The 15,763-nt window shown below is 66.9% G+C and carries 9 protein-coding genes; 7 read left to right on the top strand and 2 right to left on the bottom strand.

Annotated elements, in window-relative coordinates; genetic code table 11:
- Positions 1-106 precede the first annotated feature (106 nt).
- Positions 107-634 (bottom strand): gamma carbonic anhydrase family protein, encoded by a 528-nt coding sequence (locus ACIQ1T_RS00510; RefSeq protein WP_395942532.1) that lies wholly within the window; start codon positions 632-634, stop codon positions 107-109.
- A 309-nt stretch (positions 635-943) separates the two neighbouring features.
- Here ACIQ1T_RS00510 and ACIQ1T_RS00515 point away from each other — a divergent pair, with 309 nt between their 5' ends.
- The 6 genes from ACIQ1T_RS00515 to ACIQ1T_RS00540 all read left to right on the top strand — a co-directional run bounded on the left by ACIQ1T_RS00515 (position 944) and on the right by ACIQ1T_RS00540 (position 12,026).
- Positions 944-1,735 (top strand): PhoH family protein, encoded by a 792-nt coding sequence (locus ACIQ1T_RS00515; RefSeq protein WP_395943097.1) that lies wholly within the window; start codon positions 944-946, stop codon positions 1,733-1,735.
- Positions 1,736-2,471: 736 nt separating this feature from the next.
- On the top strand, positions 2,472-4,586 hold the full coding sequence (locus ACIQ1T_RS00520; protein ID WP_395943098.1) for a beta-glucosidase: 2,115 nt from the start codon (positions 2,472-2,474) through the stop codon (positions 4,584-4,586).
- Between the two features lie 49 nt (positions 4,587-4,635).
- Entirely contained in the window at positions 4,636-7,767 is a 3,132-nt protein-coding gene (locus ACIQ1T_RS00525) for a TonB-dependent receptor (RefSeq protein ID WP_395942533.1), read from the top strand.
- A 75-nt stretch (positions 7,768-7,842) separates the two neighbouring features.
- The gene (locus ACIQ1T_RS00530; protein ID WP_395942534.1) at positions 7,843-9,369 is read left to right on the top strand and encodes a tryptophan halogenase family protein; all 1,527 of its coding nucleotides are present in this window, start codon (positions 7,843-7,845) and stop codon (positions 9,367-9,369) included.
- 8 nt (positions 9,370-9,377) lie between these two features.
- Complete coding sequence (locus ACIQ1T_RS00535) at positions 9,378-10,922, top strand: tryptophan halogenase family protein (protein ID WP_395942536.1); 1,545 nt, start codon at positions 9,378-9,380, stop codon at positions 10,920-10,922.
- A gap of 63 nt (positions 10,923-10,985) precedes the next feature.
- On the top strand, positions 10,986-12,026 hold the full coding sequence (locus tag ACIQ1T_RS00540) for a LacI family DNA-binding transcriptional regulator (RefSeq protein WP_395942537.1): 1,041 nt from the start codon (positions 10,986-10,988) through the stop codon (positions 12,024-12,026).
- Here the strand turns inward: ACIQ1T_RS00540 and galE are convergent.
- Positions 12,023-13,012 (bottom strand): UDP-glucose 4-epimerase GalE, encoded by a 990-nt coding sequence (galE, locus tag ACIQ1T_RS00545; RefSeq protein ID WP_395942538.1) that lies wholly within the window; start codon positions 13,010-13,012, stop codon positions 12,023-12,025. The two genes, ACIQ1T_RS00540 and galE, sit on opposite strands and share 4 nt — an antisense overlap.
- Positions 13,013-13,245: 233 nt before the next feature.
- On the opposite strand from galE, the gene ACIQ1T_RS00550 reads away from it, so the two are divergent.
- Positions 13,246-15,753 carry a TonB-dependent receptor gene (locus tag ACIQ1T_RS00550; RefSeq protein WP_395942539.1) on the top strand — a complete coding sequence of 836 codons (2,508 nt, stop codon included), beginning with the start codon at positions 13,246-13,248 and terminating at the stop codon, positions 15,751-15,753.
- Positions 15,754-15,763: the final 10 nt, after the last annotated feature.

Here is a 15,763-nt window from a genome sequence, read left to right on the forward strand (position 1 = left end):
TGTGCCTAGGATCCATAAACACGGTCGACGACGGCGCCCACGCTCTGAACACCGGGCGTCTGGATCCTAGGCACAAGGCCTAGGATGACGAGGAAGAGTAGAGAACTCAGACTGCGCGCAGGCCCGCTGCGAACCGCCGCCAGTTCTGCACATAGTGGTCCGCCGACATCTGCAGCACCGAGATCAGCTCGGGATCCCGTTCGCGCACCACCTTGCCGGGCTGGCCCATGACCAGGCTGTTGTCGGGGATGACCTTGCCCTCGGTCAGCAGGGCGTTGGCCCCGATGATGCAGTTCTTGCCGATCTTCACCCCGTTCAGCACCACGGCGCCGATGCCGATCAGGCTGTAGTCCCCCACCTCGCAGCCGTGCAGCATGGCCTGGTGCCCGATGGTCACGCCGCGCCCCAGGGTCAGGGGCGAGCCCATGTCGGTATGCATCACAGCTCCGTCCTGGACGTTGGAGTCCTGGCCGATCGTGATCGGCTCGTTGTCGCCGCGCAGGACGGCGCCGAACCAGACGCTGGCGTTCCTGTGCAGAATCACGTTTCCAATGACCGAAGCATTCGGCGCGATCCAGTATTCGCCCTCAGGGGGAAGCTGAGGACTGATGTCGTCCAGGGCGTATGCAGTCATCCGTTCACCGATCATCTTCACGAAAAGATCGCTTTAAGCTTTCAGAAACCACGTTAGCATCAAACTGTTGCTGTGATTCGAGACCGACATATCGGCTCGGATCCGAAGCCGGATCAAGCCCGGTCCGGTCAGTCGTCGGGGCTTTCGCGTGGCGCGTTGGGATCCTGGTTCGGTAGTTCGGCGGCGGACCTGTTCCGTTGCGGACGGCCCTGCTGTCGATCCGGGCGGTCGCCGCGACGCGGGCCGCGACCTCTTCCTCCCCAAGACCAGCCAAGGCGGAACCCGTTCGGGTCCGCCTTTTTTCATGCCCTGGAGGCGTCCATGACCAAGCGTGCGGCAATGAAGCGTCAGTCCCGTGAGAACGGTATCCTCGATTCACGGGAGTTCATCGAGGAGTCGAAAGTGCGTCGGCTCCACGCCCCCCACAATGAAAGGTCGGGCTGGTCGCCCCATCCGTCGAATGACGACCGCGAACAAGGCTACCTCAAGACGCTGAAGCCCAAGTCGGTGGGTCAGACCGAACTGATGGAGGCCATCGACGCCCACAATCTGGTCATGGCGCTCGGTCCGGCGGGCACCGGCAAGACCTATCTGGCCGTGGCCAAGGCGGTCGAGGCGCTGGAGGCGGGCAAGGTCGGCCGTATCGTGCTGAGCCGCCCCGCCGTCGAGGCCGGGGAGTCGATCGGCTTCCTGCCCGGCGACATGGAGGACAAGCTGGCCCCCTATCTGCGCCCCCTCTACGACGCCCTGTCGGACCGGCTGAGCATGAAACGGGTCAAGGCCCTGATGGCCGAGGGCCTGATCGAGATCGCCCCCATCGGCTATATGCGCGGCCGCACCCTGAACAACGCCTTCATCGTCGTCGACGAGGCGCAGAACTGCACCTACGTCCAGCTGAAGATGCTGCTGACCCGCCTGGGCTGGCATTCGACCATGGTGGTCACCGGCGACCCGCAGCAGTCCGACCTGCTGCCGGGCATCTCGGGTCTGGCCGACATCTCGGCGCGGTTGGAGGCCATCGACGACATCGCCGTGGTTCGCCTGGCCGAACGCGATATCGTCCGCCACCCGCTGGTCGCCTCGATGATCGGGGTGCTCTGAGCCCCAGCATCGCCTGACGAAGCAAAGGGGGCCGGCGGCGCGAGGGCGTCGCCGGCCCCTGTCGATTCAGGAACGCCGAAAAACAGGGGGTAATCCGTGCAGTTCGCGCACTTTGGTCATGAGAGCAGCCTCCGACGCTTGATGGATCACACAATCTCGGAGCCGCTTGGCGGCTTTCCCATGCTCCACGGAGACGTCGGAACCGGACGCAATCCGTCAGGACGCCGCAACCCTGAGATGACACCGGTTTCCACGTCGCCCTGAAACCTGTTGTGAACATCACGCCCCGGAAAGCGGCGTTCGATGGTGGCCAATTTGTGTTGTGAACGCTCTCAATCCATGTCAATCACGAGACGTGAGAGGCCGAAGAGTCTCCACGGACAGGGAAGCGAAACATGATCGGAGGCCTTTGCGGCCGACGGTGAGGACGTTCAGGCGTCCTATCCTCGGACATGACCGAAACGCCCGTTGAACCACGGGTCCAGACGCCGGCTCTCGCCGCCGCCGACGGTCTTGCTCGTCCCTGTTCCAACTGATGTGTCCGGCGGCGCGACCGCCTGTACGTGTTCGATTTCAGGGGGAATCCGAGTTCGTGATCAATAAGTTATCGTCGATCAGCAGTCTGGTTCTGGCGGTCGCCATAGGCGTCGCGCCCCTGTCGGCCATCGCCCGTTCCCCCGCGCCTCCGCACGCCGCATCCGCCGTCGCCGCGCGCGCCGACGCCCTGCTGGCGCGGATGACGCAGGACGAGAAGCTGCAGCTGATCCACGGCTATTTCCCGCCCTTCGCCGAACGCACCCCCGGCGCGCCGGTGGCCGACATGATCCCCTCGGCCGGGCATATCCCCGGCGTTCCGCGCCTGGGCATACCCAATCTGCGCGAGAGCGACGCCAGCCTGGGCGTGGCCAACCAGGTCGAGCAACGCAAGGGCGATACGGCCACCGCCCTGCCCTCCAGCCTGACCACCGCCGCCAGCTTCGATCCCGAGATCGCCTATGCAGGCGGGGCCATGATCGGGTCCGAGGCCCGGGCCAAGACCTTCAACATCCTGCTGGCCGGCGGGGTGAACCTGACCCGCGATCCGTGGAACGGGCGGAATTTCGAATATCTGGGCGAGGATCCGCTGCTGGCCGGAATCATGGCCGGCGAACATATCCGGGGCGTCCAGTCGAACCACATCGTCTCGACCGTCAAACACTTCGCCTTCAACTCGCAGGAAACGGGGCGGATGATCATGGACGCCCGTCTGGACGAGGCGGCCCTGCGCGAAAGCGATCTGCTGGCCTTCCAGATCGCCATCGAGCGCGGGAACCCCGGCTCGGTCATGTGCGCCTACAACAAGGTCAACGGCGACTGGGCCTGCGAGAACGACTTCCTGCTGAACCAGGTGCTGAAGCGGGACTGGGCCTATGACGGCTGGGTCATGTCCGACTGGGGCGCGGTCCATTCGACCGAAAAGGCGGCCCTCGCCGGCCTCGACCAGGCCTCGGGCCAGGAGCTGGATCGGGCCCTGTATTTCGAAGCCCCGTTCCGCGAGGCCCTGGCGGCCGGGCGGATCCCCGAGGCGCGACTGGACGACATGGTGCGCCGGGTTCTGGTCGGACTGATCGAGACGGGGGTGCTGGACGCGCCCGTGGTCACGACGGAACAGCCCATCGACTATGCGAAGAACGCCGAGGTGGCCCAGCGTGCGGCCGAGGCCGGCATCGTCCTGCTGAGGAACGAGGGCGGCGTCCTGCCCCTGGCCAAGACGGCCAAGCGGATCGTGCTGATCGGCGGACATGCCGACGTCGGCGTCCTGTCGGGCGGCGGTTCGTCCCAGGTGCGGTCGGTCGGCGGGGCGCCGGTCGAGATCCCGCTGACCTCGGGCGCGGCGGCCTCGTTCGCGCGGGTCACCTGGCACGCCTCGTCGCCGCTGAACGCCATCCGCGCCGTCGCCCCGGACGCGACCGTCACCTATGTCGACGGCAAGGATCCGGCCGCCGCGGCGGCTGCGGCGCGGGCGGCCGACATCGCCGTGGTCTTCGCCACCCAGTGGACGACCGAGGCCCAGGACGTCGAGACCCTGTCCCTGCCCGACGGTCAGGACGCCCTGATCGAGGCGGTCGCCGCCGCCAACGGCAAGACGGTGGTGGTGCTGGAGACTGGAGGCCCGGTGCTGACGCCCTGGCTGTCCAAGACCCCGGCGGTGATCCAGGCCTGGTATCCGGGCCAGCGCGGCGGCGAGGCCATCGCCCGGATCCTGTTCGGCGAGGTCAATCCGTCGGGCCGTCTGCCGATCACCTTCCCCGCCTCGGCCGACCAGCCGCCCCGCCCGACCGTGCCGGGCATAGACGCGCTGAAAAGCGCCGAGGCCGCAGCCGCCGCCAATCCCGGCGCGCCCCAGGCCGGCGAGTTGCAAGGCTTCCACGTCGACTATCCGGAAGGCTCGGACGTCGGTTACCGCTGGTACGAACGGGAAGGGAAAAAGCCCCTGTTCCCGTTCGGATACGGCCTCAGCTACACCCGCTTCGCCTATTCGAACCTGACGGTGTCGAACGCCGACGGCCTGAGCGTCAGCCTCGACGTGACCAATACCGGCGACCGGGCCGGGGCCGAGGTTCCGCAACTGTATGTCGCCGGCGGCGACCGTCCGAAACGCCTGGCCGCCTTCGCGCGCGTGACCCTGGCGCCGGGCGAGACTCGCCGCGTCGTCCTGACCGCCGAACCGCGCATCCTGGCCGATTACGACACGGCCCTGCCCGGCTGGCGCATCGCCTCCGAAACCTACCGGATCACCGTCGCCCGCGACGCCGCAGACGCGGGGTTGAGCGCGAACGCCACGCTTTCAGGGACCACCATCAAGCCTTGAGCCAATGCCGCACAACAAAAACGCGGCGCCAAAGAGGAGGGAAAACGAGATGAGAATTTACAAGAGGCCCATGCTGGCGGCCCTGCTGGCCAGTTCGGCGCTTGTGGCGCCGGCCTACGCCCAGGTCGCCGAACAGTCGCCGATCCCTGCGCCCCAGGACGCGACCGAGGTCGACGAGATCATCGTCACCGGCATCCGCGCGTCCCAGGCCCAGTCCATCAACATCAAGCGCCAGGAAACCGCCCTGGTCGACGCCATTTCGGCGGAAGACATCGGCAAACTGCCCGACGTCACCGTGGCCGACGCCCTGCAGCGGATCGCGGGCATCCAGATCCGGCGCACCGCCGGCGAAGGCTCGACCGTCAACATCCGCGGCCTTCCGCAGGTCGTCACCCTGTTGAACGGCGAACAGTATCTGAACGCCGGAAACCTGGGCAGCGCCCAGCCGAACCTGAACGACGTGCCGTCGCAGCTGATGAGCTCGCTGGTCGTGTTCAAGTCACAGGACGTGTCCAACGCCCAGTCCGGCATTTCAGGCACCATCGACCTGCGCACCCGTCGTCCGATGGACTTCGACTATGGCGCGACCGTCACGGGCGCGGCCGAATACCAGTCCGGCGAACGCACGCGCGGCGACGACTATCTGATCAACGGCCTGCTGAACTGGCGTGGCGATCGTTTGGGCGTGATGGTTTCGGGCGTGCTGAGCAACTCGAACCTGGGCAACAACTACGCCGGCACCGCCGGAAGCCTGTTCGGCAGCAACGACTGGGGCGGCAGCGGCAACGCCTGGCTGGCCCCGCACGGCTACGAGATGTTCCACCGCGAGGTCGAGCGCGACCGGATCGGTCTGAACGGCGCCTTCCAGTTCGACATCGAGGACGGCATCCGCCTGACCGGCGAGGTCTTCTACACCAAGCAGGACGAGTACAACCGCGCCGCCGGCCTGAACGTCTCCAACCGCTGGAGCGGCCTGGGCTGGACCACCCCGACCGAGTTCACCGACACCGGCCTGGGCTGGCTGGATGTCGAGGAATACGACCTGGACGTCTGGTGGCTGAACTCCTTCACCGTCAACCGGGTGACCAACAACGAAGCCAAGAACTTCAACCTGGAACTGGACTACGACAAGGGCGGCCCCTTCACCTTCAGCGCCCGCGCCATCAAGGCCGACGCCTCCATGCTGAGCATGAACGGTCAGGTCCAGGGCGATCTGTCGAACTGGCAGTACGGACCGGACCGGGCCTTCACCCTGTTCCGTCAGGGCGCGGACCGGACGCGCGGCACCTTCTATCCCGCCTCGATCGCAGCCCTCTATCCGGCTTCGCAATATTCGAACGGCGTGGTCGGCAGCCAGGGCGGCCGTTACATCAATCCGAACCCGCTGGGTTATGGCGCCGATCCGCAACTGCACATCGACGTCGGCGGCTCGACCCTGGCCTGGAGCGGCTTCGGCGACAATATCGTGGGCGGGCTCGGCAATGTGCCGCTGTCCGACTACATGGCCAATCTCGACAGCTATACGGTCGGCGCCTATTCGTCGGAAGGCAACCAGCGCAACAACTCCGACCTGACCGTGGTCCGCTTCGACGGCGGCTACGAGTTCCAGGACACGCCGCTGTTCGGCTTCGTCAAGAAGATCGACGCCGGGGTTCGCCACAGCGCCCGTGAAGTGTCGATCACCAACTTCCACCTGTTCTCGGACTTCTACGCCGGACAGGGCGCGGGCAATCCGGCGGGCTGCTCGGCCCAGTGGAAGGCCATCGACGTGGTCATGGACAATCCACAGTGCCAGTCGGGCGAGTTCGTGACCAACCCCGGCTTCAACCCCGCCCTGGCCGTCGCCGCCACCCCCGGCAGCTGTACGGCGGGCACGGTGCCGAACGCCGCAACCTGCTTCCAGGGCTATACGGTCAACCGGCCGACCCTGCTGCGCGAGAACAACAACACCTATTTCCTGACCGACTTCGGCTCGGTCACCTCGGGCATTCCGGGCGTGTGGGTGGCGGATCCGCGCGACTTCGACGATCCCCGCGCCTTCCAGGAACGGGTGTTCGGCAACGCCTATGATGTGATCATTCCCGGCAACTCGTATGACGTCGACCTCTATGAGGACAGCGCCTATGTGAACGGGTCGATCGAGTTCGGCCAACTGCACGGCGACGTCGGCGTGCGCATGGTCCGCACCGAACTGCGCGTCCGTCAGAACCAGACCGGCGATGTCCGCGCCTATGGCGACACCAACAACGACATCGGCGACACCCTCTCCAGCCGCAGCTACACCGACTGGCTGCCGACGGTGAACCTGGCCTACGACTTCAGCGACAAGCTGAGACTGCGCGCCGCCTTCGCCAAGACCATGATCCCGCTGGATCTGGGCAACTACGGCGGCGGCGTCACCGTCTCGACCGCAGACTCGTTGGGCCCGACCCCCGAGGATCCGACCGCGCCGCCTGTCGGCATCCGCCGAGTGACCGGCGCCAGCCTGGCCGGCAGTCCGGACCTGAACCCGTGGCGTTCGAACAACTTCGACCTGGCGCTGGAATATTATTACGGCCCAGCGACGATGTTCAACGTGGCGGCCTTCCGCCTGAACATCGACAGCTTCATTCAGCGCGGCACCGTCACCTGCGGCGCCGAATATCCCGACGGCGACGGCGTCATCCGGCGCTGCGTCGACATCAATCGCCCGATCCAGGGCGAGGGCGGCGAGCTGCAGGGCGTCGAACTGGGCGCCAAGATCGGCCTGTCGGACTTCATCGACACGCCTATCTGGTCCGATTTCGGCTTCGACGGCAGCTATACCTACTCGGACAGCTCGTCGAACTCGCCGGCGCTGGACGGCAGCGAACTGCCCTTCCCGGACAACTCGGAGCACTCGCTGAACGCCGCCGTCTGGTATCAGGGCGACAAGCTGCAGGCTCGCGTCGCCTGGAACTACCGGACGCCGCGCCTGAGCAGCACCTTCGGCTCGATCCCGATCTATCAGGACACGTCGCAGTACGTGGACGTGAACCTGACCTATGACGTCAACGACATGGTCACGCTCTACGCCAACGGCTCCAATGTCTTCGGCGAGATCGAGGAATACTATCTGCAGTTCAAGGAAGGCGCCGAGCAGTTCCAGAGCCGCAACCAGTTCGAGCCCCGCTACATGATCGGCGTGCGCGCGCGGTTCTGATCCGATCCTGAGCAAACTGGCCGGCGATGCGGAAACGTGTCGCCGGCCTTATTTTTCCGATAGTCTGGACAGGTCATGGACGAGATCGACGATCCTCGCATCCGTTCCGTCGTCATCGTGGGCGGCGGCACCGCCGGCTGGATGACGGCTGCGGCCCTGGTCCAGCATTTCCGCACCACCCCGCTGAAGATCACCGTCGTCGAATCCAGCGAGATCGGCACGATCGGCGTGGGCGAGGCGACCATTCCCACCATCCGCCGTTTCTACGCCCAGCTCGGGATGCGCGACGAAGACGTCATGCGCGCGACCCAGGCGACCTGCAAACTGGGCATCCGTTTTCTCGACTGGTCCGGGCCGGGCTCGGACTTCATCCATCCGTTCGGCCTGTACGGCCAGGACGTGAAGGGGATCGGCTTTCATCACTACTGGCTGAAACAGCAGCGCGCCGGCGAGACGGCGCCCCTGGCGGCCTGGTCATTGGGCGCGTCGCTGGCGGAGGGCGGGAAATTCACCCTGCCCTCGCCCAATCCGCCGTCGCAGCTGTCGGTGTTCGACTGGGCCCTGCATCTGGACGCCTCCCTGTTCGCCCAGCATCTGCGCGCCTATGCCGAGACGGGCGGCTGCGCCCGGATCGACGCCCGCATCCGCTCGGTCGAGCTGCGACCCGAGGACGGTTTCGTGCGCGCCCTGACGCTGGAGGACGGGCGCGAGGTCGAGGGAGATCTGTTCGTCGACTGCTCCGGCTTCCGCAGTCTGGTGATCGGCGAGGCCCTGGGGGTTGCGTTCGAGGACTGGGGCCGCTGGCTCCCCTGCGACGCCGCCTATGCGGTGCAGAGCGCCAACCGCCCCGAGGACGCCCCCGCCCCCTTCACCCGCGTCACCGCCCGGTCGGCCGGCTGGCAGTGGGGCATTCCGCTGCGCCACCGGGCCGGCAACGGCCTGGTCTTCTCCAGCGCCCATATCAGCGACGATCAGGCCCTGGCCGAACTGACGCCCCATCTGCTGGGCGATCCGCTGATGGAGCCGCGCCGCATACCCTTCCGGCCGGGTCGGCGCGCCCAGACCTGGGCGAAGAACTGTGTCGCCATCGGCCTGTCGGCCGGCTTCCTGGAGCCGCTGGAGAGCACCAGCATCGCCCTGATCGAGAACGGGATCGAACGGCTGAAGTCCCTGTTCCCCGACCGCCGCTTCGCCCAGCCGGTGCTGGACGAGTTCAACGATCAGTCGGCCCGCGAGATGGAGCGGGTCCGCGACTTCATCATCCTGCACTACAAGCTGAACCGCCGCGACGACACCGACTTCTGGCGGGACTGCCGCGCCATGGCGATCCCCGAGACCCTGGAGCGCAAGATCGCCCTGTGGACCGCACGGGGCCAGTTCGTCCGCTATCGCTGGGAGATGTTCCACCCGGCCAGCTGGCTGGCCATCTACGACGGCTTCGGCCTCTATCCCGACCACTACGACCCGGCGGTCGACGCCATGGACCCGGCCTATCTGGCGCGCAGTCTGGACGAGATGCGCCGCAACATCGCCGACCTGGTCGCCCGCACCCCCGACCACGCCCAGTTCCTCGCGGCCCTCGACCGCGACCAAGCCGCATGAGACCCGCCATGGACCAGCCCCGCCGCCCCCTGAGAGAGATCTGCATCGTCGGCGGGGGCACCGCCGGCTGGGTCGCCGCCGCCCTGATGGCCGAACATTTCAAGGGGCGTTTAGCCGAGATCGAACTGGTCGAGTCCGACGACATCGGCACCATCGGCGTCGGGGAATCCACCGTCCCGCCCTTCCTGGAAATGCTGAAACGGCTGGGCGTCAACGAGCAGGATTTCATCCAGCAGACCCAGGCCAGCTTCAAACTGGGCATCCGCTTCGAGAACTGGACCGAGAAGGGCGAGACCTATTTCCACCCCTTCGGCGCCATCGGCGCCCCGGTGGACATCAGCGAATTCTATCAGGTCTGGCTGAAGGCGCGGGCCAACGGCTACGACCGGCCGCTGATGGACTTCGCCGCCGCCGCCCAGATGGCGGACCAGGGCCGGTTCATGCTGCCGTTCAAGGCGGCGCGGACGCCCATCGGCGGCGCCGCCTACGCCGTCCACGTCGACGCCAAACGGGTCGCCGCCTATCTGCGCGCCTTCGCCGAGGCGCGGGGCGTCAAACGCACCGAGGGGATGGTCGAGGACGTGGCGACGCGGCCCGACGGCTTCGTCCAGTCGCTGAAGCTCAAGTCGGGCCGGACGGTCGAGGCGGACTTCTTCATCGACTGCTCCGGCTTCCGCGCCCTGCTGATCGGCAAGACCCTGGGCGTCGGATACACGGACTGGTCCGAATGGCTGCTGTGCGACCGGGCCATCGCCGTCCAGACCGAGAATGTCGGCCCGCCCGCCCCCTACACCCTGGCCCAGGCCCAGGATTTCGGCTGGCGCTGGCGCATCCCGCTGCAGCACCGGACCGGCAACGGCTATGTCTTCTCCAGCAGGCATCTGTCCGACGACGAGGCGACCGCGACCCTGATGGCCCAGGTCGAGGGCCGGCCCGTGGTCAATCCTATGGTGGTGCCGTTCAAGACCGGGGTGCGCGAGCGGATCTGGGACAAGAACGTCCTGTCCCTGGGCCTGGCCAGCGGCTTCATCGAACCGCTGGAATCGACCGCCATCCACCTGATCTATCGCGGCATGGACTTCTTCTTCCGCCTGATGCCGGACCTGGACTGCGACCCGAACCTGGCGGCGGAATACAATCGGCGGATGACCGTGGATTACGAGGAGATCCGCGATTTCATCATCCTGCACTACGCCCTGACCCGACGGGGCGACACCGACTTCTGGCGCCGGTGCCGGGACATGGTCCTGCCCGAGGGTCTGCAACACAAGCTGGAGGTCTTCCGCGCCAACGGCGCCCTGGTCGAGGCCCTGGATCCGCTGTTCCGCAATGTCAGCTGGTACGCGGTGATGGACGGCATGGGGGTGAAGCCCCGCTCCTATCCGCCCCTGGTGGACCGGATCGACTTCACCGGCCTGACGCGCGAGATGGACCGGGCCGCCGACATATTGCGCGCCTTCGTCGGCGACCTGCCGACGCACCAGGACTTCCTGGACGCCAACTGCCCGGCCCCGACCGTCGACCTGCCCATCCCGCAGCCCCTGCCGGCGTGACCATGCTTGCTTCGGCACGGTCAAGCCTGACACAATGGGCGCGGGGATAAGGAAGTCACCAGTTTGCGCCGCGCGGTCACCATCAAGCACGTCGCCGCCGAGGCGGGCGTCTCGCTCCAGACCGTCTCGCGCGTGATGAACAATGAGCCGAACGTACGGCCGGTCGTGCAGGAGCGGGTCCGCGCCGCCGTGGCCAAGCTGGGCTATGTCCCCAGTCTGGCGGCGCGCCGCATGGGCGGATCCCGCTCCTATCTGCTGATGGCCCTGAACGACCGCGACCGGACCATAGAGGGCTGGAAGTCCGGCGAGGGCACCGACTGGGTCGACCAGATGCTGATGGGCGGGATGCTGAAGTGCGAGGCGCACGGCTACCGCATGATCTTCGAACTGGTCGACACCCATTCCGACCATGTCGATGCGGCCGTGCGCGGCGCCATCGCCGCCCTGCACCCCGACGGCGTCATCCTGACCCCGCCGCACAGCGAGAACCCGGCCATCACCGGCCTGCTCAGCCAGTTGGGCCTGCCCTTCGCCCGGATCGCCTCCATCGCCGAGGGCGACGGCTTCGCTGTCTCAATGGACGACGCCAAGGCGGCCGCCTTCGCCGCCGAACATCTGTTGAGCCTGGGCCACACGCGCATCGGCTTCATCACGGGCAGCGAGGAATACGCGGTCAGCGGTGCGCGACTGGCCGGCTATCGCCAGGTCATGTCGGCCTCTCCCCGGGGCCTGGACGAGACCCTGATCGGGCGGGGCGACTTCACCTATGAATCGGGCGTCGTCGCCATGGACGCTCTGCTGGCCCTGCCCACGCCGCCGACCGCCGTGGTGGCCAGCAACGACCGCATGGCCCACGCCGCCCTGCGCACGGCCCAGGCGCGCGGCCTGTCGGTTCCCGCCGACCTGTCGGTGATCAGTTTCGACAACACCCCCCTGGCCCGGTTCGCCGACATGTCCGCCATCGTCCAGCCGATCGCCGAGATGAGCGCCGTCGCCGCCGACCTGCTGATCCGTTTCAAGTCCGGCGACCCGGACCTGCCGGCCCAGAGCATGGTGGAATTCGGCTTCGCCCCGCGCGGCTCGACGGCGCCGCCGAAAGCCTAGCCCGCCGCGCGATCCCGTTCCGCCGCGTGCCAGCGCCAGGCCGTGCGGACGATGTCGTCCAGGGTCCGGGTCGGCGCCCAGCCCAGCACCTCGCGCGCCCGGCTGTTGTTCGCCACCAGACAGGGGGCGTCGCCGGGGCGACGCGGAGTGGTCTCGACCGGGAAGGGCTGGTTGGTGGTGCGGCGGATGGTGTCGATCAGTTCCTTGACCGTCGTACCCGTGCCGGTGCCCAGGTTGAAGACGGTCGTCTCGCCGCCGTCCAGCAGATATTTCAGCGCCCGCACATGGGCGTCGGCCAGGTCCATCACATGGATGTAGTCGCGCACGGCCGTGCCGTCGCGGGTGTCATAGTCGTCGCCGAACAGCTTGAACCCCTGCCGCTGGCCCAGGGCCGTCTGCAGGGCCAGGGGGATGGCGTGGGTCTCGGGGTGATGGCGTTCGCCGATCCGGCCTTCCTCGTCGGCGCCGGCGGCGTTGAAATAGCGCAGGCAGACCGAGCGGAACCCGGCATAGGTCGAATAGTCGGCCAGGGCCTGTTCGACCATCAGCTTGGACCGGCCATAGGGATTCAGCGGCGCCTGGGGATGGGTCTCGTCCATCGGCAGACGCACCGGATCGCCATAGGTGGCGCAGGTCGAGGAGAAGACCAGGGCTTCGATCCCGCCGCGCCGCGCGGCCTCGATCAGGGTGATCGCCCCGGCGACATTGTTCTCGTAGAAGCGGCCCGGCTCCTTGACCGATTCCCCGACCTCGATCAGGGCGGCGAAATGCAGGACGGCGACGGGCTTGTGTTTGGCGATGACCTCGTCCAGCCGCACGCCGTCGCGGATGTCGCCGGTCTCCAGTTCGCCCCACTGGACGAAGGCGGCGTGGCCGTTCGACAGATTGTCATAGACGACCGGGCTGAACCCCGCCTGCGACAGGGCCAGACAGACGTGCGAGCCGACATAGCCCGCCCCGCCGGCGACCAGGACCGTTCCGCTCATCATCTTTCTCCCCAGAACCGGCCGGACCGCGTCCCGCCGAGGCATCTCCATTTGTAGAGCTTTCACAGCGGCGCAGACAGCCCGAATCAAGCGATGGGGCGCGCGTGACGCATACGGACGATCTGTCACGCTTCGGCGCCCAGACCGTCGCGGATACGAAACCGATGCGTCGTCTGAGCGACACCACCGCCGGTTACTGAACGCCATTCAGGCCAAGCTTTGGGGGAAATATAATGGCGAACGAATTGAAGACGCGGCTGATGGCCGCTGCGGCCCTGACGGGCGTGATGGCCCTGGCGCAGGGCGCGCAGGCGCAGGACGCACAGGCGACCGATCTGGAAGAGATCATCGTCACGGCCCAGTTGCGCGAACAGAAGACCATCGACGTGCCGTTCGCCCTGACCGCCTATTCGGGCGACTTCCTGCAGGACCTGGGCGTCCAGGACTTCGAGGAACTGTCGGCCTTCGTGCCCGGCTTCCTGGTGCAGAACCAGTCGCCGAACAATCCCGGCTTCGTGATGCGCGGCATCACCTCTGATTCCGGCGCCGCCACGGCCGAACCGCGCGTGTCGGTGTTCCAGGACGGGGTGTCGATCTCCAAGTCGCGCGGCTCGTTCGTCGAACTGTTCGACCTGGAGCGGGTCGAGATCGCCAAGGGGCCGCAATCGACCCTGTACGGACGCGGCGCCCTGATCGGCGCGGTGAACCTGGTGCAGAACCGCGCCCAGATCGGCGAAACCGAGGCCTATGCCAATATGGAGGCGGGCGACCAGGGCTATGTGATGGCCGAAGGCGCGCTGAACCTGCCGGTCGGCGAGACCGCCGGCCTGCGTCTGGCCACACGCCTGAAGACCCGCGACGGCTTCGTCGACAACCTGCTGGGCGGCGAGGACTACAACTCCATCGAGACCCAGGCCTTCCGCCTGTCAGGCGCCTGGGCGCCGTCGGACGCCATGCGCTTCGACGTGATCGCCAACTATCAACAGGACAAGGCCTCGGGCACCTCGTTCAAGTCGATCGCCTATGCGCCGGCCGATCCGACGACGGGCGCGGTGCTGGGCGGCAAGGAACCGTGGGAAGGCGCGGCCCTGACGCCGGGCGCCGCCTTCGACGGCGGCAAGTCGCTGGGCCTGGATCGTGAAGTCTGGGGCGTGACGGGTCTGGCGCGGTTCGATCTGAACCCCGCCTGGACGCTGAACTCGACCACCGCCTATCGTGAATTCACCAACTACGAGACCTTCGACGCCGACGGCGTGTCGTTGCCGATCCTGACGGCTGCGGAGGACACCCACGGTGAACAATGGAGCCAGGAACTGCGCCTGGGCTTCGACAACGGCGGCCGCCTGACCGGCTTCGTCGGCGCCGGCTGGTTCCACGAGGAAGGCTATCAGCGCACCCCGACCCAGTTCGACGAACGGCTGGCCCTGGCGCAGATCGCCGGCCTGCTCGACGGCTCGCCCGCCGGCGTCGGCGACAACACCCTGCCGATGGCCAACTATCCTGCCGTGGCGCGCGGCGCCCTGGCCGCCCTGCTGACGCCTCTGGGCGCCGGCGCCTTCGCCACGCCGATCGCCGCCAACCTGAAACCGGCGCACATCGAGACGCCGACCAACAGTTCGGAACTGACGTCCTATGATGTCTTCGCCGACGCTACCTATGCCTTCACCGACAAGTTCGAAGTGTCGGCCGGCGTCCGCTACACCCGCGACGACAAAACCACGGGCTTCGGCAGTTCGGTTCAGAGCCGTTCGGTTCTCGGCGGTCTGCTGGCGATCCAGAGCGGCGCAGTGCCGCCCGCCCAGATCCTGCCCCTGCTTACGGCCATGGCGAACCCGGCCTATCTCGCCCTGCCAGCCAGCGCCGTTCCGCTGTTCGGTCTGACCGCGCAGCCGACCGCCAACAATGGCGACTTCAACTACTACGACTCCGAGGACGACGGCCTGACCTGGCGACTGACGGCGCGTTACGCCGTCACCGACGACACCAATGTCTACGCCAATTATGCGCGCGGTCGTCGCCCGGAAGTCATCAGCGCCGCGCCGCCCTCGGCGCCCGGCGGTCCGGCCCGCTTCACCCCGGTGAATGCTGAGACGGTCGACAGCTATGAAGTCGGCGCCAAGTCGGCCCTGCTGAACGGCCGCCTGCGCGTCGACGGCGCGGTCTTCATGTACAACTACGAGAACTTCCAGACGACGGTCCTGGTCGGCACCACGCCCGTCACGACCAATGCCGGTGAAGCCAAGTCCTATGGTTTCGAGGGCCAGGCCAACTTCGCCCTGACCTCCAACTTCGACGTCTTCGCCACCTACGCCTACAACCACTCGCGCTTCGAGAACGGCATCTACGACGGCAACCGCTTCCGCCTGTCGCCGGACAACGCCGCCTCGATCGGCGCGACCTGGCGCCTGCCGGTGTCCGGCGGCGAGATCGAGGTGCAGCCGACCTACACCTGGCAGTCGAAGGTCTTCTTCAGCGACGACAACGACATCGCCGCCCTCCAGATCAGCAATATCGTCGCCGACAGCTTCCAGGACGAATACCAGGACGCCTACGGCCTGCTGAACCTGCGTATCCGCTACACCCCGGATTCGACCAACTGGGGCGTAGAGGCCTTCGGCGAGAACATCCTCGACGAGGAATATATCAAGGACGCCGGCAACACCGGCGACGCCCTGGGCATGCCGACCTTCATTGCGGGGCGTCCGGCGTCGTATGGTCTCGTGTTCAAGCTGAAGCTCTAAGGATCGACCG

Origin of the sequence: Brevundimonas sp., from assembly GCF_044336875.1 — a bacterium.
In the GTDB taxonomy this organism is placed as follows: domain Bacteria; phylum Pseudomonadota; class Alphaproteobacteria; order Caulobacterales; family Caulobacteraceae; genus Brevundimonas.